Origin of the sequence: Actinomadura craniellae, assembly GCF_003289645.1 — a bacterium.
GTDB lineage: Bacteria > Actinomycetota > Actinomycetes > Streptosporangiales > Streptosporangiaceae > Actinomadura_D > Actinomadura_D craniellae.
The window spans coordinates 118,347-141,330 of the sequence record NZ_QLYX01000001.1 but is presented as its reverse complement, the minus strand read 5'-3'; the positions used below and the strand labels follow the sequence as shown (position 1 = coordinate 141,330).

Annotated in this window: 15 protein-coding genes; 11 read left to right on the top strand and 4 right to left on the bottom strand. The window is 73.6% G+C overall.

What is annotated here, in order from left to right; genetic code table 11:
* Positions 1 to 12: 12 nt before the first annotated feature.
* From DPM19_RS00550 to DPM19_RS35100, 3 genes are all read left to right on the top strand, one after another.
* Entirely contained in the window at positions 13 to 897 is an 885-nt protein-coding gene (locus DPM19_RS00550; RefSeq protein WP_111862762.1) for a diacylglycerol/lipid kinase family protein, read from the top strand.
* A gap of 76 nt (positions 898 to 973) precedes the next feature.
* Entirely contained in the window at positions 974 to 1,924 is a 951-nt protein-coding gene (locus DPM19_RS00545; RefSeq protein WP_111862761.1) for a Ppx/GppA phosphatase family protein, read from the top strand.
* 145 nt (positions 1,925 to 2,069) lie between these two features.
* Entirely contained in the window at positions 2,070 to 4,346 is a 2,277-nt protein-coding gene (locus tag DPM19_RS35100; RefSeq protein WP_158566660.1) for a protein kinase domain-containing protein, read from the top strand.
* 34 nt (positions 4,347 to 4,380) lie between these two features.
* Here the strand turns inward: DPM19_RS35100 and DPM19_RS00530 are convergent, their stop codons facing one another.
* Complete coding sequence (locus DPM19_RS00530) at positions 4,381 to 5,148, bottom strand: SDR family oxidoreductase (protein ID WP_111862759.1); 768 nt, start codon at positions 5,146 to 5,148, stop codon at positions 4,381 to 4,383.
* A 251-nt stretch (positions 5,149 to 5,399) separates the two neighbouring features.
* On the opposite strand from DPM19_RS00530, the gene DPM19_RS00525 reads away from it, so the two are divergent.
* Entirely contained in the window at positions 5,400 to 7,211 is a 1,812-nt protein-coding gene (locus tag DPM19_RS00525) for a glycoside hydrolase family 15 protein (protein WP_111862758.1), read from the top strand.
* Between the two features lie 46 nt (positions 7,212 to 7,257).
* On the opposite strand, the gene DPM19_RS00520 is transcribed toward DPM19_RS00525, so the two are convergent.
* Entirely contained in the window at positions 7,258 to 7,461 is a 204-nt protein-coding gene (locus DPM19_RS00520) for a hypothetical protein (protein ID WP_111862757.1), read from the bottom strand.
* A gap of 169 nt (positions 7,462 to 7,630) precedes the next feature.
* Here DPM19_RS00520 and DPM19_RS00515 point away from each other — a divergent pair, with 169 nt between their 5' ends.
* Together DPM19_RS00515 and DPM19_RS00510 are read left to right on the top strand one after the other, a co-directional pair.
* Positions 7,631 to 8,158 (top strand): DUF2269 domain-containing protein, encoded by a 528-nt coding sequence (locus tag DPM19_RS00515; protein WP_111862756.1) that lies wholly within the window; start codon positions 7,631 to 7,633, stop codon positions 8,156 to 8,158.
* Between the two features lie 36 nt (positions 8,159 to 8,194).
* Entirely contained in the window at positions 8,195 to 8,623 is a 429-nt protein-coding gene (locus tag DPM19_RS00510; protein WP_111862755.1) for a PH domain-containing protein, read from the top strand.
* Positions 8,624 to 8,627: 4 nt separating this feature from the next.
* Here DPM19_RS00510 and ggh read toward each other — a convergent pair whose 3' ends face one another.
* Positions 8,628 to 10,028, bottom strand: a complete 1,401-nt coding sequence (ggh, locus tag DPM19_RS00505; RefSeq protein WP_233509730.1) for a glucosylglycerate hydrolase — start codon at positions 10,026 to 10,028, stop codon at positions 8,628 to 8,630.
* A gap of 485 nt (positions 10,029 to 10,513) precedes the next feature.
* On the opposite strand from ggh, the gene DPM19_RS00500 reads away from it, so the two are divergent.
* From DPM19_RS00500 to DPM19_RS00490, 3 genes are all read left to right on the top strand, one after another.
* On the top strand, positions 10,514 to 11,155 hold the full coding sequence (locus tag DPM19_RS00500; RefSeq protein ID WP_111862754.1) for a histidine phosphatase family protein: 642 nt from the start codon (positions 10,514 to 10,516) through the stop codon (positions 11,153 to 11,155).
* 110 nt (positions 11,156 to 11,265) lie between these two features.
* Entirely contained in the window at positions 11,266 to 13,818 is a 2,553-nt protein-coding gene (locus DPM19_RS00495; protein ID WP_233509729.1) for a M14 family zinc carboxypeptidase, read from the top strand.
* Positions 13,819 to 13,892: 74 nt separating this feature from the next.
* Positions 13,893 to 14,861, top strand: a complete 969-nt coding sequence (locus DPM19_RS00490) for a pirin family protein (protein ID WP_111862752.1) — start codon at positions 13,893 to 13,895, stop codon at positions 14,859 to 14,861.
* Here DPM19_RS00490 and DPM19_RS00485 read toward each other — a convergent pair.
* Positions 14,858 to 15,682, bottom strand: a complete 825-nt coding sequence (locus tag DPM19_RS00485; RefSeq protein ID WP_111862751.1) for an aldo/keto reductase — start codon at positions 15,680 to 15,682, stop codon at positions 14,858 to 14,860. The genes DPM19_RS00490 and DPM19_RS00485 overlap by 4 nt on opposite strands.
* A 239-nt stretch (positions 15,683 to 15,921) precedes the next feature.
* On the opposite strand from DPM19_RS00485, the gene DPM19_RS00480 reads away from it, so the two are divergent.
* Both DPM19_RS00480 and DPM19_RS00475 read left to right on the top strand, forming a co-directional pair.
* Positions 15,922 to 20,481 carry a HAMP domain-containing protein gene (locus tag DPM19_RS00480; RefSeq protein ID WP_233509728.1) on the top strand — a complete coding sequence of 1,520 codons (4,560 nt, stop codon included), beginning with the start codon at positions 15,922 to 15,924 and terminating at the stop codon, positions 20,479 to 20,481.
* Positions 20,482 to 20,527: 46 nt separating this feature from the next.
* Positions 20,528 to 22,972: a SpoIIE family protein phosphatase gene (locus tag DPM19_RS00475; protein ID WP_111862749.1), complete on the top strand. Its 2,445-nt coding sequence runs from the start codon at positions 20,528 to 20,530 to the stop codon at positions 22,970 to 22,972.
* Positions 22,973 to 22,984: the final 12 nt, after the last annotated feature.

Sequence of the window (22,984 nt, the reverse complement as noted above, 5' to 3'; positions counted from 1 at the left end):
GAGGAGACAACGTTGCTGGTCATCACCAATGCCAAGGCGGGCACCACCGACGCCGAGAACGTGCGCCGGGCGGTGGACGCGCTCCGGGCGGGCGGCACCGAGGAGGTCACGGTCGTCCCCTGCGCGGAGCCCGACCAACTCGACAAGCTCCTGGCCGAGCACGACGCCACGACCGTCGTCGCCGCGGGCGGGGACGGCTCCATCCACGCACTGGTCCGCGCCCTGCACCGGCGCGGGGAACTCGACCGCCGGACGGTGGGCCTGCTGCCGCTCGGCACCGGCAACGACCTCGCCCGCAACCTGGGCATCCCGCTCGACCCCGGGGAGGCGGCCCGGCTGCTGCTCACCGGCCGGCCCCGCGAACTCGACCTGCTCGTCGACGACGGCGACGACATCGCGGTCAACGCGGTGCACGTCGGCGTCGGCGCGGCGGCGGCCGCCGCCGCGACCCGGTTCAAGCCCTATCTCAAGACCGCCGCGTTCCCGGTGGGCGCGGTACTTGCCGGTATCCGGCACCCGGGCTGGCGGCTGCGGGTGGAGGCCGACGGGGAGACCGTCGCCGACGACCGGGTGCTGATGGTCGCGCTGAGCAACGCCCCGGCCATCGCGGGCGGCGCCGGCCGGCTCGCCCCGGGCGCCTCCCCCCGGGACGGCCTGCTGGACCTGGTCGTCTCCGCCGCGACCGGCCCGGTCGCCCGGGTCGGGTACGCGCTGGGCCTGCGCGACGGCACCCACCAGCACCGCGCCGACGTCGTCCGCCGCACGGCGACGCGCGTCACGGTGCGCGGCGAGCCGTTCCCGATCAACAGCGACGGCGAGGTCTCCGGCCCGGTCGAGCACCGTACCTGGACCGTCTCACCGCGGGCCTGGCGCATCGTCGCTCCGCCCGTGACCTGACCATCTCTGTACCGACACCCTGCCGAGACCGGACCATCTGATCAGTTTGCCCTGGGGGTTCGGTAGCGTCGTCAGTATGCGACTGGGTGTGCTCGACGTGGGCTCGAACACTGTGCACCTGCTGGTGATGGACGCGCATCGCGGCGCCCGCCCCCTGCCGGCGTACTCCTACAAGGCCGAACTGCGGCTGGCCGACCACCTGCAGAGCGACCAGAGCCTGTCCCCGGAGGGGGAGTCCCGGCTGCGCACGTTCGTGGCCGACGCGCTGCGGGTGGCCGAGGACAAGGGGGTCGAGGACGTCCTGGCGTTCGCCACCTCCGCGATCCGCGAGGCCGTCAACGGTGAGGAGGTGCTGGCCCGGCTGCAGGCCGACCTCGGCGCCGCCGTCCAGGTGCTGCCCGGCCGGGACGAGGCCCGGCTGACGTTCCTCGCCGTCCGGCGGTGGTTCGGCTGGTCGTCGGGCCGGCTGCTGGTGGTCGACATCGGCGGCGGGTCCCTGGAGATCGCCTCCGGCATCGACGAGGCGCCGGACGTGGCGATCTCCCTGCCGCTCGGCGCCGGGCGGCTCAACCGCGAGTGGCTCACCGGTGACCCGCCCACTCCCGAGGAGACGCGGGAGTTGCGCCGGTACGTCCGGGCCGAGATCGCCCGCCGGGTCGGTGAGGTCGCCCGGTTCGGGCCGCCCGACCATGCGGTGGCGACGTCCAAGACCTTCCGCCAGCTCGCCCGGATCACCGGGGTCGCGCCCTCCAGCGATGGGCTCTACGTCCGGCGCGTCCTGGCGCACGACACGCTCACCGACTGGGCCGAGCGGCTGGTCAAGATGACCGCCGCCGAGCGCGCCGAGCTGCCCGGGGTCTCCGAGTCGCGGGCCCCGCAACTGGCCGCGGGGGCGATCGTCGCGGACGCCGCGATGGACCTGTTCGGGGTGCGGGAGCTGGAACTGTGCCCGTGGGCGCTGCGCGAGGGTGTCATCCTGGAACGGCTGGACGGCATGATCGAGGGGCCGGACCCGGCCGCGGGCTGAACCTTTTCCCTGGTCGGATCATCTGATTTGCCGGAAGTGCACCGGCCTGGCTCCGCCCGGGTATGCCGCGACCGCCGATCACGGTACGGTCAGGGCGGGTTTGGGGGGACGGGGCCGCAGGGCCACTAGATAGAGGGTGTCACCAGTGGACGGTCAGCGGCGCGCCGCGACGGAGCGTCCCCTGCAGCCGGGGGATCCGGCGCGGGTGGGCGCGTACGAGATCCGCTCGAAGATCGGCGAGGGCGGCATGGGCGCCGTCTACCTCGGCACCGCCCCCGACGGGCGGACGGTCGCGGTCAAGCTGGTCCGCCCCGAACTGTCCGGCGACCCCGCGTTCCTGGCCCGGTTCCGCGACGAGGTCGCCAACGCCGAACGGGTCGCCTCCTTCTGCACCGCCCAGGTGCTCGACCACGGCCAGGCCGACGACCTGGCCTACATGGTCACCGAGTTCATCGACGGCCCCACGCTGGCCGAGCACGTGACGATGAACGGCGCGCTGTCGCCCGGCATGCTGCACGGCGTGGCGGTGGGGGTGGCCGCCGCGCTGGTCGCCATCCACGCCGCGGGGCTGGTGCACCGCGACCTCAAGCCCGGCAACGTGCTGCTGTCGATCTCCGGGCCGCGCGTGATCGACTTCGGTATCGCCCGGGCGCTGGACGCCGTCTCCGAGCACACCCGCACCGGCCAGGTGGTCGGCAGCCCGGGCTGGATCGCCCCCGAGCAGATCCTCAACCGGCCGGTCACCCCCGCGGTGGACGTCTTCGCCTGGGGCTGCCTGGTGGCGTACGCCGGGAACGGCAGCCATCCCTTCGGCCGGGGCACCTTCCAGGTGCTCGCCGCCCGGGTGGTGCACGCCGAGCCCGAGGTCGGCGCGCTGCCCGAACCGCTGGGCGACCTGGTCCGGCGGGCCCTCGACAAGGAGCCCGGCAACCGGCCGTCCGCCCAGGAACTGCTGCTGGCCCTGGTGGGCGGGGGTGCCGCCGCCGGTGGGGCGGCGGCCGTGGAGGAGGCGGCGACCACCACGCTGCACGAGTCCTGGCGGCCCGATGAGGCGGGCGTCCCGCAACCGGAGGAGCCCGCCGTCCCGCCGACCCGGCCCGCCCCGGCGGCCGAGACCCTGCCCGCGGGATCCCTGCCCGCCGAGTCGCCCGAGTTCCCGCCGCCGGCACCCGCCCCGGAGGCCGCCCGCCCGGCCCCGCCGCCGGTTCCCGCCCCGGTGGAGCCGCCGCGCCCGGCCGAGAGCGCTCCCGCGGCGGGCGGGCCGGCCGGGGAGACCGTGGCGGATCAGGGTCCCCGGTGGTCCCCGCCACCCGGCCCGCCCGTCCAGCCACCGCCACCCGGGCCGCCGCCGCCCGGCCCCGCGGTCGTGGGGTTCCCGGAACAGCCCGCCACCCGGGCCGCGGGCCGGCCGGCGGGCGGGAACCGCGGCCGGCGTGCCGCCCTGGCGAGCGGGCTCGGCGTGGTGCTCGTGGCCGCCGGGATCTGGGGCGTGTTCACCATGCTTCCCGACGGCGACAAGAACGACTCGGACTCGTCGGGCGGCCCCGCTCCGCTGCCGACGGACCAGATGCTCGTCCGCGTCGACGTCGCGCCCGGCTGGCCCCGGGAATGCCGCGCCTACATCGCGATCACTACACCGAACGCCGGGGCGCCCCGGCGGCGGCTGGTCGACGGCGACGGGTGTGACATCCTGCCGCAGTGGTCGCCCAATCGGGAGCAGGTGGCCTTCACCCGGGTCAAGGAGGGCGGCTCCGAACTGCGGATCGTCCGGGCCGACGGCTCCGGTGAGACCATGCTCTCCGACCAGGTGCGGGGGAAGACCCGGGTGGCCTGGTCCCCCGACGGCGGGCGGATCGCCTTCATGGCCACCGTGGCCGGGCGCCCCCAGATCCACGTCGTCGACGTGCGGTCCCGGCAGGTGACCCCGCTGACCACCGACCCGTACGGCAAGGACGACCCCACCTGGTCCAGGGACGGCAAGCTGGCGTTCTGGAGCGACAAGAGCGGCACCAACCAGATCTACTGCCTGGACCCGGCCGAGCCGCAGGAGTGGACCCAGATCACCACCGAGGACACGTCCCCGAACGGCGCCGGCGACCCGATCTGGTCGCCGGACGGCCAGTGGATCGGCTACACCCGTTCCTACGGGAGTGGCCAGAACAGCGACATCGCCGTCATCAGGCGCGACGGTTCGGGCCACCGGGTGGTGGAGACCCCGGAGCACGAGATGGATCCGGGCTTCTCCCCCAACGGGGCCTGGATGTCCTTCGTCCGCGGACCGGTGGAGACGCCCGAGATCTGGGCGATGCGCGCCGATTTCGCCGCACCGCCGACCGCGAGCCCGCAGCCCACCGGCCAGCCCGGCGCCGACAGCCCGGTGGCCATCGGCCCGAAGGGCGTCGGGCACCCCGACTGGAGCTGAGGGAGCGGAGGCGCGCCTCCGCTCCCTCGCGAGTTCAGAGGGTGGTGGCGATGCCGCCGTCCACCGGGATGACCGCGCCGGTGACGTAGGAGCCGGCCCGGCTCGCCAGGTAGACCGCGACCCCGGCCATGTCGTCGGGGCGGCCGATCCGGCGGAGCGGGGCGCGTTCGGCGATCGCGTCGCCGAACGTCTCCAGGGTCGCCGCCATCATCTTCGACTCGAACGGGCCCGGGGCCACCGCGTTCACCGTGATGTGGCGCGGGCCGAGTTCGCCGGCCAGCACCCGGGTCAGGTGGTGCAGGGCGGCCTTGCTGGTGGAGTAGGCGTAGGTGTTCAGCGTCGGCACGTGCAGGCCGTCGATGCTGCCCACGTTGATCACCCGGGCGGGGTCGTCGTGGGTGCCGGCCGCCTCCAGCAGCGGCAGCATCGCCCGGGTGAGGAAGAACGGGGACTTGAGGTTGAGGTCCAGCACCTTGTCCCAGGCGAAGGCCGGGTACTCCTCCAGCGGCGCACCCCAGTTGGCGCCTGCGTTGTTGACCAGGATGTGCACGGCCTGCTCCCGCTCGGTGATCTCGGCGGTGAGCCGCAGGCACTCCTCCTCGGTGGACAGGTCCGCGGGGATCGCGGTGACCGTCCCGTACGCCTTGAGCTCCTCCTCGGCCGCCGCGCAGGCGTCCGCCTTGCGGGAGCTGATGTAGACGCGGGCGCCGGCCTCCAGCAGGCCGCGGGCCATCATCAACCCGATGCCTCGGGTGCCTCCGGTGACGACGGCCACCTTGCCGGAGAGGTCGAACAGGTTCACGGGTCCTCCACGAGAGCTGTCTCTGCGGTTTCTCTACAATCCGGGGCGAAGCACAGCTTGGCAGGTCCGTACGCGCGGCGGGAGCGCGGGGCACAGCAAGCAGTACAGAAAGTATTGAATCCGGCATTTCGGAAGCCGTTCTGATTTGTCGCCGTCCATTCACCGCAAATAAGGATGGACCGTTCCATACCGCATTGCCGTTGTAACGTGCCAGAAAAGCGGATGTAACATACGGCCGGATCATCGGAGCTGTGCCCCCACGTAGCGCGGCCCAGGACGGCCGCTACCTCCCGATCGAAGAGCACGCCATCATCGGCGATCTGCGCACCGTCGCGCTCGTCGGCACGGACGGGACCATCGACTGGTACTGTCCCGCCCGGTTCGACGCGCCCTCCCTGTTCGCGTCCCTGCTCGACGCCGGAAAGGGCGGCTATTTCTCGCTGTCCTGCCGCACGATGACCCGCCCGAAACAGCTCTACCTCCCCGACACCAACATCCTGATGACCCGCTACATGACGGCCGAGGCCGTCGGCGAGGTGATCGACTTCATGGTGCCGGAGACCAGCGGCGTAGCCCTGCCCCGTGACCTCCTCGTCCGGCAGGCCCGGGCGGTGCGCGGGCGGGCCACCTTCGAGGTCGCCTGCCACCCGGCCTTCGACTACGCCCGGGTGGACCACACGGTGCATCTCGTGGCGGGCATGGGCGCCGTCTTCGAGTCGCCGGCCGGGCGGTGCGTGCTGCGCTCCAGCGTCCCGCTCACGATCGTCGAGGACGGCGTCCGGGCGAGCTTCACCCTGGAGGAGGGCGAGACCGCCGAGCTGATCCTGGAGTGGAACGGCGACGTCCACCCGCTGGTGCCGGGCGAGGTCGACGAGCTGTTCCTGCAGACCTCCTCGTTCTGGCAGCGGTGGGTGGGGCAGTCGCGCTACCGGGGCCGCTGGCGGGAAATGGTGCAGCGCTCCGCCCTGGCGCTCAAGCTGCTGGTCTACCACCCCACCGGCGCCCTGGTCGCGGCGCCGACCACCTCGCTGCCCGAGCACGTGGGCGGGGTGCGCAACTGGGACTACCGCTACAGCTGGCTGCGCGACGCCGCGTTCACCATCTACTCGCTGATGACGCTCGGCTTCCTGGAGGAGGCCGCCGCGTTCATGGAGTGGATCGAGCGGCGCTGCGAATCGGCGACTTTGGAACGTGACATCATGATCATGTACACGGTCGACGGCAGCGACAAGATCCCCGAGCAGGTCCTCGACCACCTCTCCGGCTACCGCGACTCCCGGCCCGTCCGGATCGGCAACAACGCGGTCGGCCAGCGGCAGCTCGACGTCTACGGCGAGCTGATGGACTCGGTCTACCTCTACAACCGCGAGGTGCCGATCTCCTACGACCTGTGGGCGGCGCTGTCGAAGCGGCTCGACTGGCTGGCCGCCCACTGGGAGGAGCCGGACGAGGGCGTCTGGGAGGTGCGCGGCCCGCGCCAGCGCTTCACCTACTCGGCGCTGATGACCTGGGTGGCCTTCGAGCGGGCCGGCCGGCTGGCGCACGACCGGGGGCTGCCCGGCCCGCTCGCCAAGTGGCGCAAGCACGCGGCCAAGGCGTACCGCTTCGTCCAGCAGGAGTGCTGGGACCCCGACCTCGGCAGCTACGTCATGTACCCCGGCAGCAAGCACCTGGACGCCTCGCTGCTGTGCATGCCGCTGGTGAAGTTCTCCGGGCCCACCGACCCCCGGTTCCTGATGAGCCTGGACCGGATCGGCCACGAACTGGTCTCCGACAGCCTGGTGCACCGGTACGCGATCACCGGGCACGACGGCCTGACCGGCGAGGAAGGCACCTTCAACCTCTGCTCGTTCTGGTACGTCGACGCGCTCACCCAGGCCGGACGGGTCAAGGAGGCCCGGATGGTCTTCGAGAAGATGCTCACCTACGCCAACCACGTGGGCCTGTACGCCGAGGAGATCGGGCCGTCGGGCGAGGCGCTGGGCAACTTCCCGCAGGCGTTCACCCACCTGGCCCTGATCAGCGCCGCGGTCAACCTGGACCGCGCGCTGGACCGCACCTGAGCCACCGCCCGGCCCGGTCGCAGCCCCCTAGACCGGGCCGGGCGGTTCATCGCGGGTCGCCGAGCCGGCCGAACTCCCCGCCGCAGCCCCGGCACCGCCAGCGCGGAGCGTCGTCGTAGACCTCGCAGCCGCCGAGGGAGATCTCGCCCCGCTCGGCCGCCTCGAACATCTCGGGTCCCGGGAGGCCGTACAGGACCGGCAGCGGCTCGGTGCCGCAGCGCGGGCAGTCCGGTGGTCCGTTCTCGGTCATGTCGTGCTCCTCACCGCAGGGGACCGAGCCGTTGGACTCCCCGGCGGCCCGCCGGGTTCCGTACCCCGGCCGGGGTAGCGGCCGGGGCGCCCCGTACGTCCGCCGGAGCAGTCGCCGAGCCGCTGCCGGGGCGACGCGGGCGGGCGGACCCGCCCGGCAGGGTCGCCGCATGAACACCGCCTCCGCGCCCCGCCGGCTCCCCCGCCGAGCCCGCCGGGCCGTCCTGCTGCTGCACGTGATCTTCTCGGCCGGCTGGCTGGGGCTCGACCTCGGCCTGCTCGCGCTGGGCATCGCCGCGCTGGCGAGCGGGGACCCCGCGCTGGTGCACGGCGCCTACCTGGCGATGGAACTGCTGGGCGACACGCTGCTCGTCCCGATCGGCCTGCTCGCGCTGCTCACCGGGCTGGCCCTGGCGCTCGGCACGGTCTGGGGGCTGTTCCGGCACTACTGGGTGGCGGTCAAGTTCGTGCTGACCGTGGTCGCGCTGACCGCCTCCACCTTCGCGCTGCGCTCCGGCCTGCACGAGGCCGCGGCCGCGGTGCGCACCGGGGAGCCGGTGCCGGGCGGCGTCGCCGCCGACCTGGTCGTCGGCCCGAGCGTGGCGCTGACCCTCTATGTCGTGATGACCGGGCTGTCGATCCTCAAGCCCTGGGGCCGGACCCGGTGGGGCCGCCGCGTCCCCGTCCGCACGCCGTGAGCGCCGCCGGCTCCGGCGGGCTGGCATGCTGGGGGAATGGCGGAGATCGCATGGCGGGTGCCGGGCCGGCACGCGGCCCTGAAGGGGGCGGCGGCGCTGGCTTTGGCGGTGCTGGCCGCGCTCTCGCTCGGCGACCCGCGCGGCGTGCTGCTGGCCGGGGCGGGCGCCGTGGCGGCCGGGGTGCTGGCGCTGCGCGACGTGCTGGCCCCGGTCCGGCTGGCGGCCGACGGCACCGGGGTGACCGTGGTCCGCGGGTTCGCGGGCCGGCGGCACGTGCCGTGGGCGGACGTGGTCGCGGTGCGGGTCGACGAGCGGCGGCACCACGGGGTGCGGTCACGGCTGCTGGAGATCGACGTGGGCGACGACGTGCACCTGTTCAGCGGCCACGACCTCGGCGCCGACCCCGAGGACGCCCGGCGGGCGCTGGCGGCGCTCCGCACCGGCCACGCGCCCTCTCCGGGCTAGGACCTCAGCGGGCCAGCAGGTCGAGGGCGACCGCGGCGCTCCAGGACTGGGGGCGGGCGCCCAGCGGGGCGCTGGTGAACGGGTCGTAGTACTCGGCGAACAGCCCGTCGGCGAGCTGGTCGATGGCGGCCTCGCGGATGGCCAGCGCGGCCTCCTGCTCGCCGGAGCGCTCCAGCCCCCAGATCAGCAGCCAGGTCATCGGCGGCCACTGCGGGCCCCGCCAGTAGCGGACCGGGTCGAACTCGACCGCCAGCGGGCTGGTGGTGGGCGGCACGGCGTACTGCAGCGCGGGGTGCCCGCACCAGCGCGGCGAGGTGAGCTCGGCGAGCAGGGCCGCCTGCCGGGCCGGGTCGAGCCCGCCCGACAACAGCGGCGCGAAGCCGGCGATCGTCTCGGTGCGCAGGACCGTCCCGGCGCGCAGGTCGAGGTCGGCGGCGAAGCCCCGCTCGTCGGTGGTGGCCAGCACCCCGTGCCGGAACCGGTCGGCGTACCCGATCAGCTCGTCGGCGCCGGGCAGCCCGAGCTCGTCGGCGACCGTGGCCAGTTCCTCGTTGGCGGCGACGAAGATCGCGGCCGCGAAGACGTCGGCGACCCGGAAGCTGAGCGAGTCGCGCGCCCGGCTGTCGTCGTAGCGGACCTGCCGCAGTTCCTGGATCAGCCACTGGTACTTGGCGTACTCGGCGTCGGTCGGACGCTGCGAGGGGGCGCCCCCGGTGAGGCCGAGCGCGTTCAGGTCGGCGCGGCGGAACGGGACGAACTCGGCGCCGGGCAGCACGGCGGCGTAGGGGGCGTCCCAGCGGGGGGAGTTGTCCATCCCGCTCTCCCAGCCGTGGTAGATCATCAGCTGGCCGAGGCCGTCGGCGTCCCGGTAGGCGGCCAGGTAGCGGTGCCAGGCGAGCAGCGACGGCCAGAGCGCGCGGATGCGCTCGACGACCTCGCGGCGCTCGGCGGCGGGGGCGGAGCGGGCGGCGTCGAGGATGCGGCGCACCGCCACCCCGTGCACCGGCGGCTGGATCAGCCCGCTGGTGGACGCGCCGCTCGGCGCGTCGGCGCACAGCTCACGGCAGGTCCACCGCTTGGGGCCGGGTTCGTAGGGGGCGTCGCCGTCGGTGAAGACGATGTGCGGCACCAGGCCGGTGCGCCACTGGGCGGCGAACAGCGTCTCGAGCTCGTCCAGCGCGCGGAGCGTGGACAGCCGGGCCAGGCCGATCGCGACGAACGCGGCGTCCCAGCTCCACATGTGCGGGTACAGGTTGGGCGCGGCGACGTGCAGCCGCCCCTGGTCGTTGCCGCGCAGGGCGTACGCCGCCCGGGCGACGAGCTGGGGACGGGTCAGCGCGATCCGTTCGGCGGTGTCCGGGCCCGGGGCGCCAAAGGGCGCTTCGGCCGAAGTGAGAGCGCTCACGAATCCCTACCTCATCCGAGTGCGGTGTACGACGTGGTCCATCGTGCGAGGCAGCGGGACCGAGACCCCGGCCGTAACGAGGGTGTAATACCTACGTAACATACAACCTCATGCCAGGTCACGCACGACTGACCGCCGCTTCGGTGTGATCCGCCGGGTGCGCCACCGCCCATGGGCACGATATCCCCATATTCGCGGGGTTTCGAGCGTTCCAAAGTTGCGGACACCCGGAACAGACCCTTGAGGGATCACGTCATATCGGTCATGGATCTATCAATGGGAGGTAACACGTGCGATACCCTCCTAATTCCCACTCAGGTAAAGCGCCCGCATACAGGGCGTAACCCCCGAAGCCCGGCCGGCGGCACCGGTAGGGCCGGGCGTTCCGGGGAACACCGCCGTCCGGTGAACGCCTGCGAGGCACCGTCACCGCGCGTCAGGATGGCGGCGGACGCGGGGCACGGAGCGACGGTGGGATCTCGACGATGACGAGCACGACCCTGTACCTGGTGCGGCACGGCGAGACCGTGTGGCACGCCGAGAACCGGTACGCCGGCAGCAGCGACGTGGCGCTGACCGCCCGGGGGGCGGAGCAGGCCGAACGGCTCGGCCGCTGGGCGGCGGGCCTGGAACCAGGCCTGAAACCGGCCGAGGTCTGGGCCTCCCCGCTGAGCCGGGCCCGGGCGACCGCCGCGCCGGCGGCCCGGGCGCTCGGCCTGACGGTCCGGATCGACGCCGACCTGGCGGAGGTCGACTTCGGCTCCGCCGAGGGCCGGACGCTGGCCGAACTGCCGCCCGAGCAGGCCGCCGCGTTCCGGGCCGACCCGGTCGGCGGCGCGTTCCCCGGCGCCGAGGACTTCCGGCTGGCGGCCAAGCGCGGCACCGCCGCGCTGCGCCGGATCGCGGCGGGCGCCCCCGGCGGGCGGGTGCTGGTGGTGGCGCACAACACGCTGCTCCGGCTGGTGCTGTGCGAGTCGCTGGGCGTCCCGCTGGAGGACTACCGGCGCGTCTTCCCGCTGGTGCGCAACTGCTCCCCCATGGAACTGCGGATCGACCCAGCCGGTGACCCGGCCGGTGACAGGGCGGGCGACGCCGCCCTGCTCGCCTACAACGTCCCGCTGCCCTGAGCGGCGGCGCCCGTACACAGTTGTGAGCCGATCGTCATCCGCTCCCCCCTGGCGCCTGACGATCTTGGGCGATAGACACCGGAATGACACCTTCTGCACGGAGGTCACCGGTGTTGAAACGTTTCTCCCATCCGCTGCTGGGCGTGGTCGTCGTGTCCACGCTCGCCCTTCCCGCCATGCCCGCGGCGGCCGACCCGCAGCCCCGCCGCTCCCCCCACACGCTCCGCGACTTCGGCAACGGTCCGGAGCGGAACTCCACCGCGGGCGCCGTCCGCGGCCTCGGCCGCGGCGCGGACCACACCCGGTTCCCCCGGGACCGGTCCAAGGGCTACCCGCGCCGGGTCACGCTCACCGAGCCCGCCACCAACCCCGCCGACTTCTCGATCAAGCTGGGGCTGACGCCTTACCACGCGATCGCGCCGAAGCTGAACGCGCTGCAGCGGGTCGGCGACCGGGTCAGCGTCGAGGTCATCGGCCGCAGCCACCAGGGACGCGAGCTGTACCTGGTCACCGTGACCGCGCCCGAGAGCGGCGCCGAGGCCCGCGCCCAGGAGCGGATGCGGGAGAAGATCGAGGACGACCCGGCCGCCGCGGCCCGCGACCCCTGGATCAAGCGCGACTACAAGGCCCCGGTCTTCATCAACAACAACATCCACGGCAACGAGTGGGAGGGCACGGACGCCACCCTCAAGGCGATCGAGCGGCTGGCCGCCGCCAAGGACCCCGCCACCCGGGCGCTGCTGGACTCGACCCGGCTGTACTTCAACGTCACCGCCAACCCCGACGGCCGGGCCGGCGGCACCCGGGCCAACGGCGCCGGGTTCGACATGAACCGCGACTTCATCACCGGCTCCCAGCCCGAGGTGCGGGCCATGCAGCAGGTGATGATCGACACCCAGCCGGTGGCGATGATCGACCTGCACGGCTACGTGAACGGCACGCTGATCGAGCCGACCACCCCGCCGCACGGGCAGAACTACGAGTACGACCTGTTCATCAAGAACACCTACGCCAACGGCCTGGGCATGGAGGCCGCGGTCAAGGCGCTGGGCTACACCCCCGAGGCCGACGGCGTCCAGCCCCCGCAGATCCCGTTCCGCGACTGGGACGAGGGCTGGGACGACTGGCCGCCGATCTTCACCCCGCAGTACGCCCCGTTCCACGGCGCGGTCGCCTCGCACACCGTCGAGATCCCGCTGCGGGTCAACAACGCCGACTACACCAACCTGCCCGAGGCGGAACTGCGCCGCCGCGCGGCGATCAACACCGCCATCGCGGGCGCCACGATCGACGCCACGATCTCCCACGTGCACGCCAAGCGGGCCCAGATGGTCGCGGACCAGATCGAGGTGTTCCGGCGCGGCGCGGCCGGTGAGCCCTCCCGCCCCGCCCCGCTGGGCATCGTGCCGGGCTTCGGCCCCGAGGACGTCTACACCACGACGTTCCCCCGGGCGTACGTGGTGCCGGCCGGGTCCGGGCAGCGGTCCGCCACCGCGGCGGCCAGGCTGGTGGACCACATGGTCGCCAACGACGTGCGGGTGACCCGCGCCGTCAGGCCGTTCTCGCTGGGCGGCAAGACCTACCCGGCGGGCTCGTACGTGGTCGACATGCACCAGCCCAAGCGCGGCCTGGCCAACGTGATGCTGGAGCCGGGCGCCGACATCAGTCCCAAGGTGGACGCGATGTACGACATCTCCGGCTGGAGCCTGGCCCACCTGTGGGGCGCCACCGTCGACGCGGTGACCTCCGGGGACCTGCGCCGGGTCCAGACCAGGCCGGTGCCGGTGGCCTCCCCCGCCGGCGCGGTGGAGGGCTGGGGCGACCTGGCGCTGCGGCTGGACACCCCGGCCGAGGTCTCCGCGCTGAACGCGCTGCTCGCCGAGGGCGTCGCGGTGAAGTGGAGCGGTGACGGCGGCGTGGTCGTCCCGCGCTCGGCCCGCTCCCTGGCCGGGACGCTGGCCGACCGGTACGGCGTGCGGTTCGACCGGGCCCGGTCGGCGGGCGGGCAGCCGCTGCGCCGGCTGACCGTCGCGGTGGCCGGTGGCGCCGACGAGGTCTACTCGCTGCAGGAGATGGGCTTCACCCTCAAGCCCGTCTCGACCGCCGTGCTCAACGCGGGCTTCGACTGGTCCGGGGTGGACGTCCTGTACGTCTCCAGCGGGCTGTCCTTCGCCCAGCTGAACGAGGCGGCGCGGACCGCGCTGGACGGCTTCCTCGCCCGCGGCGGGGTCGTCACCCGGGGCGGCACCGGCGCCACGTTCAACCAGGCGGCCGGGCTGCTGACCGCCACCCACGTGGCGGGCCGCGGCGACGCCAACGGCGTGGTCTCGGTGACCAACGCGGGCGGGCCGATCACCGCTGGGGCGCCGGCGCACTCGTTCGTGTACTCGCCGCGCTGGTTCACCGGGCTCGGCCCGGAGGTCACGGCCGAGCAGCGGTACGCCGGCACCGGGCCGCTGGTGTCCGGGCACTGGCGGCCCAACGCCGACGGCACCGGCGGTCCCGCCGCCGCGCAGGGCCAGGCCACGGTGGTGCGGGGCGTGGACGAGCGCGGTGCCGCGGTGGTGCTGTTCGGCACCGAACCGCTGTTCCGCAACCATCCGAAGGGACTGTTCGCCCAGGTCGCCCGGTCGCTGTACTGGACGTCGATCTCGGCGGGCTGACCGTCCACCAGGGCCGGGCACTCTCCTACAGTGGGGGGTGCCCGGCCCGCTCGCCGGGCGGGGGGAGAACGAGCATGAGCAATCTCGACCTGCGGCCCGACCCGGCGGTGCTGGGCGGCCGCGGCGGCGTGCCCGGCGAGCCGGTCCGCGAGTTGATGGCCGCGCGCCAGGTGCAACTGGGCGAGAGCACCCGGGTGCGGCGGCTGCTGCCGACCCTGGGCCGGCGGATGATCGGCGCCTGGTGCTTCATCGACCACTACGGCCCCGACGACATCGTCGACGAGCCCGGAATGCAGGTGCCGCCGCACCCGCACACCGGGTTGCAGACGGTGAGCTGGCTGCACTCCGGTGAGGTGCTGCACCGCGACAGCCTGGGCAGCCTGCAACCGGTGCGGCCCGGCCAGCTGAGCCTGATGACCGCCGGGCGGGCCATCTCGCACTCGGAGGAGTCACCCGCCGACCACCCGGCCATCCTGCACGGCGCCCAGCTGTGGGTGGCCCTCCCCGACGCTTACCGCCAGGTCGCGCCGCACTTCGAGCACCACCCGGCGCTCCCCGAGGTCACCGCCCCGGGCCTGTGCGCGACAGTGATCATGGGTGAGCTGGACGGCGCCGTCTCGCCCGGCCGGGCCTACTCCCCGCTGGTGGGCGCCGACCTCGCCCTGGCCGAGGGCGCGGACGTGCGGCTGCCGCTGGAACCCGACTTCGAGTACGCGGCGCTGGCCATGCACGGCGCCGCCGACGTCGACGGGGTCCGGCTGGTCCCCGGCTCGCTGCTCTACCTGGGCAGCGGCCGGGCCGAGCTGCCGCTGCGCGCGGAGTCGGCCGCCGGCGTGATGCTGCTGGGCGGCGAGCCGTTCGACGAGAAGATCGTCATGTGGTGGAACTTCGTCGCCCGCACCGGCGAGGAGATCACCGGGTACCGGGCCGCGTGGAACGCCGGCGACGAGCGCTTCGGCACCGTGCGGGGCTACGCCGGTGCCCCGCTGGCCGCGCCGTCCTTGCCGACCACCCCGCTCAAGCCGCGCGGCCGGGCCCGCTAGGAGACGACCTCCGGGTCCGGGCCGAGCCGCCGCCCCTCGTCCAGGGCGCCGATCTCGGCCATCTCCGCGTCGGTGAGCTCGAAGTCGAAGACGTCGATGTTCTCGGCGATGCGGGACGGGGTGACCGACTTGGGGATCACCACGTTGCCGAGCCGCAGATGCCAGCGGAGCACGACCTGGGCGGGGCTGCGGCCGTGCGCGGCGCCGATCCGCCGCAGCACCGGATCGTCCAGCAGGCTCTTGCCCTGGCCCAGCGGCGCCCACGCCTCGGTGACGATGCCGTGCTCGGCGTGGAAGGCGCGCAGTTCCGCCTGCGCCAGGTAGGGGTGCAGCTCGATCTGGTTGACCGCCGGCACCACCCCGGTCTCGTCGAGCAGCCGGCGCAGGTGCGCGACGGTGAAGTTGGACACCCCGATCGCCCGCACCCGGCCGTCGGCGTGCAGCCGTTCCAGTGCCCGCCAGGTCTCGACGTACCGGTCCTGGGCGGGCGCCGGCCAGTGGATCAGGTAGAGGTCCAGCACGTCCAGCCCGAGCCGGGCCATGCTGGCGTCGAACGCCCGCAGCGCGGGGTCGTGGCCCTGGTCGGTGTTCCACACCTTGGTGGTGACGAACACCTCCGCGCGCGGGACGCCGGAGGCGCGCAGCGCCCGGCCCGTCCCCTCCTCGTTGCGGTAGATCATCGCGGTGTCCACGCTGCGGTACCCGGCCCGGAGCGCGGTCACCACCGACTCCGCGGCCTCGGCGTCGTCCATCAGCCACACCCCGAACCCGAGCTGCGGCATCGTGACCTCGTTGTTTAACGTGACGTTCGGTACGCTCATCGTCCCCTCACCCTCCCGGCGTCCGGTTCCGCCACGATCGTTTCACGCGGGCACCGCCGGCGGAATCTCCCCGTCGGGGGCACGCCCCGGCCCCGGGGAAACCGGTGCGGGATCGGTACGCGACGGCGGGACGACCGTCCTGGGAGGTCGGGTAGCCTCGCAACGGTCCATACATTTGCCCCAGGGCAAACGCTCGCACGGGCGGAGCCGGCCGGACCGGCATGAAGGGTAGGGCGAAGGTGGGCACGGACGAGGCGGTGAGCCGCGGCAGGGCCGCGCAAGGTGCCGGCAAGGTCGGGGAGGCGGAGCTGCGGCAGTTGCTGGCCGGGCTGACCGCCGTCCGGGACGGCGACTTCGGCACCCGGCTCCCGGACGACGCCGACGGGCTGCTCGGCGAGATCGCCTCGGTGTTCAACGGCATGGTGGACCAGCTGTCGCTGTTCACCTCCGAGGTCACCCGGGTGGCCCGCGAGGTCGGCACCGAGGGCCGCCTCGGCGGCCAGGCCAAGGTGCCCGGGGTGTCGGGCACCTGGGAGGACCTGACCGACTCGGTGAACGCCATGGCCGGCAACCTCACCACCCAGGTCCGCGACATCGCCCAGGTCGCCACGGCGGTCGCCAACGGCGACCTGTCCCAGAAGATCGACGTGGACGCCCGCGGCGAGATCCTCGAACTCAAGAACACCGTCAACACGATGGTCGACCAACTGTCCTCCTTCGCCGACGAGGTCACCCGCGTCGCCCGCGAAGTCGGCAGCGAGGGCCGCCTCGGCGGCCAGGCCGACGTCCAGGGGGTCTCCGGCACCTGGCGCGACCTCACCGACTCCGTCAACTTCATGGCCGGCAACCTCACCGGCCAGGTCCGCTCCATCGCCGAGGTGACGACCGCGGTGGCCCGCGGCGACCTGTCCCAGAAGATCACCGTGGACGCCCGCGGCGAAATCCTCGAACTGAAGAACACCATCAACACGATGGTCGACCAGCTGTCCTCCTTCGCCGACGAGGTCACCCGCGTCGCCCGCGAGGTCGGCACCGAAGGACGCCTCGGCGGCCAGGCCGACGTCAAGGGCGTCTCCGGCACCTGGCGCGACCTCACCGACTCCGTCAACTTCATGGCGGGCAACCTCACCGGCCAGGTCCGCTCCATCGCCGAGGTCGCCACCGCGGTGGCCCGCGGCGACCTCACCCAGAAGATCCGGGTGGACGCCCGCGGCGAGATCCTGGAACTCAAGGAGACCATCAACACGATGGTCGACCAGCTCTCCTCCTTCGCCGACGAAGTGACCAGGGTCGCCCGCGAGGTCGGCACCGAAGGACGCCTCGGCGGCCAGGCCGACGTCAAGGGCGTCTCCGGCACCTGGAAGGACCTCACCGAGTCGGTCAACGTGATGGCCGACAACCTCACCGCCCAGGTCCGCTCCATCGCCGAGGTGACGACCGCCGTCGCCCGCGGCGACCTGTCCCAGAAGATCCGGGTGGACGCCCGCGGTGAGATCCTCGAACTCAAGGAGACCATCAACACGATGGTCGACCAGCTCTCGGCGTTCGCCGACGAGGTGACCAGGGTGGCCCGCGAGGTCGGCACCGAGGGCGACCTCGGCGGCCAGGCCACGGTCCGCGGCGTGTCCGGCACCTGGAAGGACCTCACCGACAACGTCAACGTGATGGCGTCCAACCTGACCGGCCAGGTGCGCTCCATCGCCCAGGTGGCCACCGCCGTCGCCCGCGGCGACCTGTCCCAGAAGATCACCGTGGACGCCCGCGGCGAGGTCGCCGCGCTGGCCCAGACGATCAACACCATGGTCGACACGCTGTCGGCGTTCGCCGACGAGGTCACCCGGGTCGCCCGCGAGGTCGGCACCGAGGGCCAGCTCGGCGGGCAGGCCCAGGTGCCGAACGTGGCGGGCACCTGGAAGGACCTCACCGACAACGTCAACTCGATGGCGAACAACCTGACCAACCAGGTGCGCAACATCGCCCAGGTCACCACCGCCGTCGCGCAGGGCGACCTGACCAAGAAGATCGACGTGGACGCCCGCGGCGAGATCCTCGAACTCAAGACCACCATCAACACCATGGTCGACCAGCTCTCGGCGTTCGCCGCCGAGGTCACCCGGGTGGCCCGCGAGGTCGGCAGCGAGGGCCGGCTCGGCGGGCAGGCCGAGGTCGAGGGCGTCTCGGGCACCTGGAAGCGGCTCACCGAGAACGTCAACGAGCTGGCCGGCAACCTCACCCGGCAGGTGCGGGCGATCGCCGAGGTGACCAGCGCGGTGACCTCCGGGGACCTCACCCGCTCCATCACCGTCGACGCCTCCGGCGAGGTCGCCGAGCTCAAGGACAACATCAACTCGATGGTGGGGTCCCTGCGCGAGACCACCCGCGCCAACCAGGAGCAGGACTGGCTCAAGACCAACCTCGCCCGGGTCTCCGGCCTGATGCAGGGCCACCGCGACCTCGCCGTCGTCGCCGAGCTGATCATGGACGAGCTGACCCCGCTCGTCGCCGCCCAGTACGGCGCGTTCTACCTGGCCGAGGACACCGGCGACGGCACCGTCCTCGAACTGGTCGGCTCCTACGGCCGTCCCGAGGACGGCGACCCGGCCGCCTCCGCCCGCCCCACCCGGTTCCACCTCGGCCGGTCGCTGGTCGGCCAGGCCGCGCGCAGCCGGCAGACCATCGCGGTGGACGAGGTTCCCGGCGACTACGTGGCGGTCTCCTCCGGCCTGGGCCACAGCGCGCCGCGGAGCCTGGTGATCCTGCCGATCATCGCCGAGGACCAGGTGCTGGGCGTGATCGAGCTGGCCTCGGTGCACCGGTTCACCCCGGTGCAGCGGGACTTCCTCGAACAGCTGATGGAGACCGTCGGCGTCAACGTCAACACCATCATCGCCAACGCCCGCACCGACGAGCTGCTGGAGGAGTCCCAGCGGCTGGCCGCCGAGCTCCAGGCCCGCTCGGAGGAGTTGCAGGTCCGGCAGGAGGAGCTGCAACTCTCCAACGCCGAGCTGGAGGAGAAGGCCGCGCTGCTGGCCAGCCAGAACCGCGACATCGAGACCAAGAACCTGGAGATCGAGCAGGCCCGCCAGGAGCTGGAGACCCGCGCCCAGCAGCTCTCGCTGGCGTCCAAGTACAAGTCGGAGTTCCTGGCCAACATGAGCCACGAGCTGCGCACCCCGCTCAACAGCCTGCTGATCCTGGCCCAGCTGCTCGCCCAGAACCCGGGCCGCAACCTCACCCCCAAGCAGGTGGAGTACGCGGGCATCATCCACTCCGCCGGCTCCGACCTGCTGCAACTGATCAACGACATCCTGGACCTGTCCAAGGTCGAGGCGGGCAAGATGGACATCACCCCCGAACGGGTGCCGCTGCGCCACCTGCTGGACTACGTCGAGGCCACCTTCCAGCCGATGACCTCGCAGAAGAGCCTGGACTTCCGGATCACCACCGCGCCCGGCGTGCCCGGCGACCTGCTCACCGACGACTCGCGGCTACGGCAGGTGCTGCGCAACCTGCTGTCCAACGCGGTCAAGTTCACCGAGGCGGGCGCCGTCGAGCTGCGGATCGAACCGGCCGATGCCGCGGAGCCGCCGCCCTCGGTCCGCGCCCACGGCCCGGCCCTCGCCTTCCGGGTGAAGGACACCGGGGTCGGCATCGCCGAGCACCAGCTCGAATCGATCTTCGGCGCCTTCCAGCAGGCGGACGGCACCACCAGCCGCAAGTACGGCGGCACCGGGTTGGGCCTGTCCATCAGCCGGGAGATCGCCTACCTGCTGGGCGGCGCGATCACCGCCACGAGCACGCCGGGCAGGGGCAGCACCTTCACCCTCTACCTGCCCGTCGCCCGCCCCGACTTCGAGGACGCCCCCGCGGTCTTCGCGGACGCGCCGCGGGTGGTGACCGCGGGCGAGATCGCCGCCCCCGAGCCGCCGGCGGCCCCCCGCCGGCGCCGGCTGCTGGTGATCGAGGAGCGCCCGAACGGGCTGCTGTCCCTGGTCGCCGAGCGCGCAGTCGCCGACCTGACCGACCACCGCGAACCGGCCGACCCGCGCGGCCCCGTCGAGATCGTCACCGCCGTCGGCCCCGAGGAGGCGGCCGCCGCGCTCGCCGCGGCGGCCTGCCACTGCGTCGTGCTGCAACTCGACATGCCCGAGGACGCGGCGGCGCGCTTCCTGGACGCCCTGGCGGGCGACTCGGCGCTGCTCGGCGTCCCGGTCCTGGCGCACGCCGGCCGGCTGCTGGACCCCGGCCGGGAGGGCGCGCTGCGGTCACGCGCCGGAGACCGCCCGCTGGAACTGCTGTCCGGCCTGGACGAGCTGCGCGAGCGCATCGCCCTGCACCTGTCGGCCGAGGCGCCCGGCGACGTGCTGCCGCTGGGCCGGCCCGAGGCCCCCGGCGAGCCCGCCCTCCGCGAGATCGACACCACGCTGGCCGGCCGCACGGTGCTCGTCGTCGACGACGACGCCCGCAACGTGTTCGCCCTCACCGGCATCCTGGAACTTCAGGGCATGCAGGTGATCCACGCCGAGAACGGCCGGGCCGGCATCGAAGCCCTCGCCGCGCACCCCGGCACCGACCTGGTCCTGATGGACGTGATGATGCCGGAGATGGACGGCTACACCGCCACCACGGCGATCCGGGCGATGCCCGAACACGCCGACCTGCCCATCATCATGGTGACCGCCAAGGCGATGCCCGGCGACCAGGAGAAAAGCCTGGCCTCCGGCGCCAACGACTACGTCACCAAACCGCTGGACGCCGACGACCTCATCGCCTGCATCCACCGCTGGCTGGGCGCGTAGGCCGCGACCGCCCGACCCGTCCCCTTCCTGGCAAGGAGCAAGCCCAGTGCACTCTTCCCGGCGGCCCGGCGAGCCCGCGGCCGAGGACCGGCCGCCCGGCGACGCCCCCGGAGCCCCGGCGGGGGACACGCCCGGCAGCCCCGTCCCGGGGCTGCCGGCCGGGAGCGGTGCCCCGGCGCTGCCCAGCCTGGGCCGGTTGGCGGCCACCGTGGAGCGGCTGCGCCTGGAGGTGCGGCAGGCGCACGCCGCGGCCGACGGGCGCGGCGTGATCGAGCTCGCCAAGGGCGTCCTGGTGGAGCGGCTGCGCTGCGGCCCGGCGGAGGCGGCCCGGCAGCTCGACTCCCTCGCCGGGCAGTCCAACGTGTCCCCGCTGGAGCTGGCCGCCGAGATCGTCAACCAGGCGGCGCACGACCGCCTCGCCGAGGTCACCCGCACCTTCCTGGAGCGGACCGCCGCCGATGACCCCTCCCTGGGGGTGCGGCTGCGCACCGCCGAGAGCGGCGCCCTGGCCGCCGGCGACGCGCAGGCGGTCGCCGAGTCCCTGCTGCAGAACGCGCTGGCCCCGCTGGGCGCCACGGCGGTCGCCGTCTGGGCCGCCGGGCCCGACGAGTCCCTCGCCCTCGCCGGCTGCGCCGGGTTCCCCGCCGGCGAGGCCGGGCGGTGGCGTTACGTCCCGCCGGGCGTCGCCACCCCGGCCCGCCGGGCCCTGCTGGAGCGGCGCGCGGTGTGGTTCCCGTCCCTCGCCGAGTCCGGGTTGCCCTCGGTCGGGCACCGCGAGGTCCCCGGCGGCGGCCGGGTGACCGTGCCCGCGGGCACCGGCGGGCGCATCATCGGCGTCCTGGAGATCTGCTGGCCGGAGCCGCTGGAGCCGCAGCCGCCGCGGGTCGAGCGGCAGATCGAGGCCCTGGCCGAGCTGTGCGCGCACGCCCTGGAGACCCGTCCCGCCTGCGGCACCGCCCTGCCCGCGCCGCCCCGCGACCTGGTGGAACTCGTCGACCTCACCGACGGCCTGCACGACCCCGCCCTGGTGCTCCGGCCGCACCTGGACGCCAACGGGCGGCTCGCCGACTTCCGCATCCACCACATCAACGCCCGTTTCGTGGACCCGGCCGGCCGCCCGCGCGGCGTCCTCGCCGGGACGCTGCTGCTGGAGGCGTACCCGCTGGCCGCCGACGGAGGCGGGCTGTTCGACAAGGTCGAGCGGGTCCACGCCACCGGCGAGCCGTTCCGCGCCGAGCGGATGGCGCTGACCGCGCTGGTGGACGAGGTGCCGCTGACCGCCGTCGCCGGGATCAGCGTCAGCCGGCACGGCGACAGCGTGCTGCTCATCTGGCGGGTGCAGGACGAGGCGGCCCGGCTGGCCAGCCTGCTCCAGCACGCCCAGCGGCTGGGCCGCATCGGCGGGTTCGAGGAGAACGCCCTCACCGGCGAGATCACCTGGAACGACCAGCTCTTCGACCTGTACGGGCTGCCGCCCACGGCGCCGCCCGTCCCGCTGGCCGGCCTGCCCGGGCACGCCCACCCCGACGACGGCAACGACATCGGCCGGTTCCTGCGCGCCCTGCTGCACCACCGGCGGCCCGCCTCCGCCGCGTTCCGGTTGCAGCGCCCCGACGGGGTCACCCGGCACATCCGGGTCGTCGCCGAACCCGTCCTGGACGAGGGCGGGCACCTGCTCGCGACACGCGGCGCCTACCAGGACATCTCGGCCCAGCACTGGACGGAGGTGGCGCTGGCCGCCACCCGGGACCGGCTCGCCCACACCGAGCAGCAGGCGGCCGAGCGCAACCGGCTGGCCCGGCAGTTGCAGCACGCCATCATGCCGCCCACCCGGGGGCCGTTCGACGTCTCCGACCTGCGCGTCTCCGTCCGCTACCGGCCGGCCGAGAGCGACCACCTGGTCGGCGGCGACTGGTACGACACCGTGGTCTTGCCGTCCGGGGAGGTGCTGCTGAGCATCGGCGACGTCGCCGGGCACGGCATCGAGGCCGCCACCGGGATGGTCGTGCTGCGCAACGCGCTGCGCGGCCTGGCCGCCACCGGCGCCGGCCCCGGCCAGTTGCTGGCCTGGCTCAACCTGGTCACCTGCCACCTGACCGACAACGTCACCGCCACCGCGCTGTGCGCCCTCTACGACCCGGAGACCCGGGTGCTGCGCTGGGCGCGGGCCGGGCACCTGCCGCCCGTGCTGCTCCGCGGCGGCCGGACGGCCGGCCTGCCGATGGTCGGCGGCCTGATCCTCGGCGCGCTGGACGAGGCCGAGTACGGCGAGGAGCGGCTGACGCTGGAGGCCGGGGACGTCCTGCTGATGTACACCGACGGCCTGGTGGAGCGCCGGGACGGCTCCCTCGACGAGTCGCTGAACCGCCTGCTGACCACCGCGGAGGGGGCGGCGGCCGTGCCGCTGGAGCAGCGGCTGGACCACCTGCTCACGCACAGCAACTCCGACACCGACGACGACACCTGCGTCATCGGCGTCGAACTGCGCTGAGCGCCTTTCCGG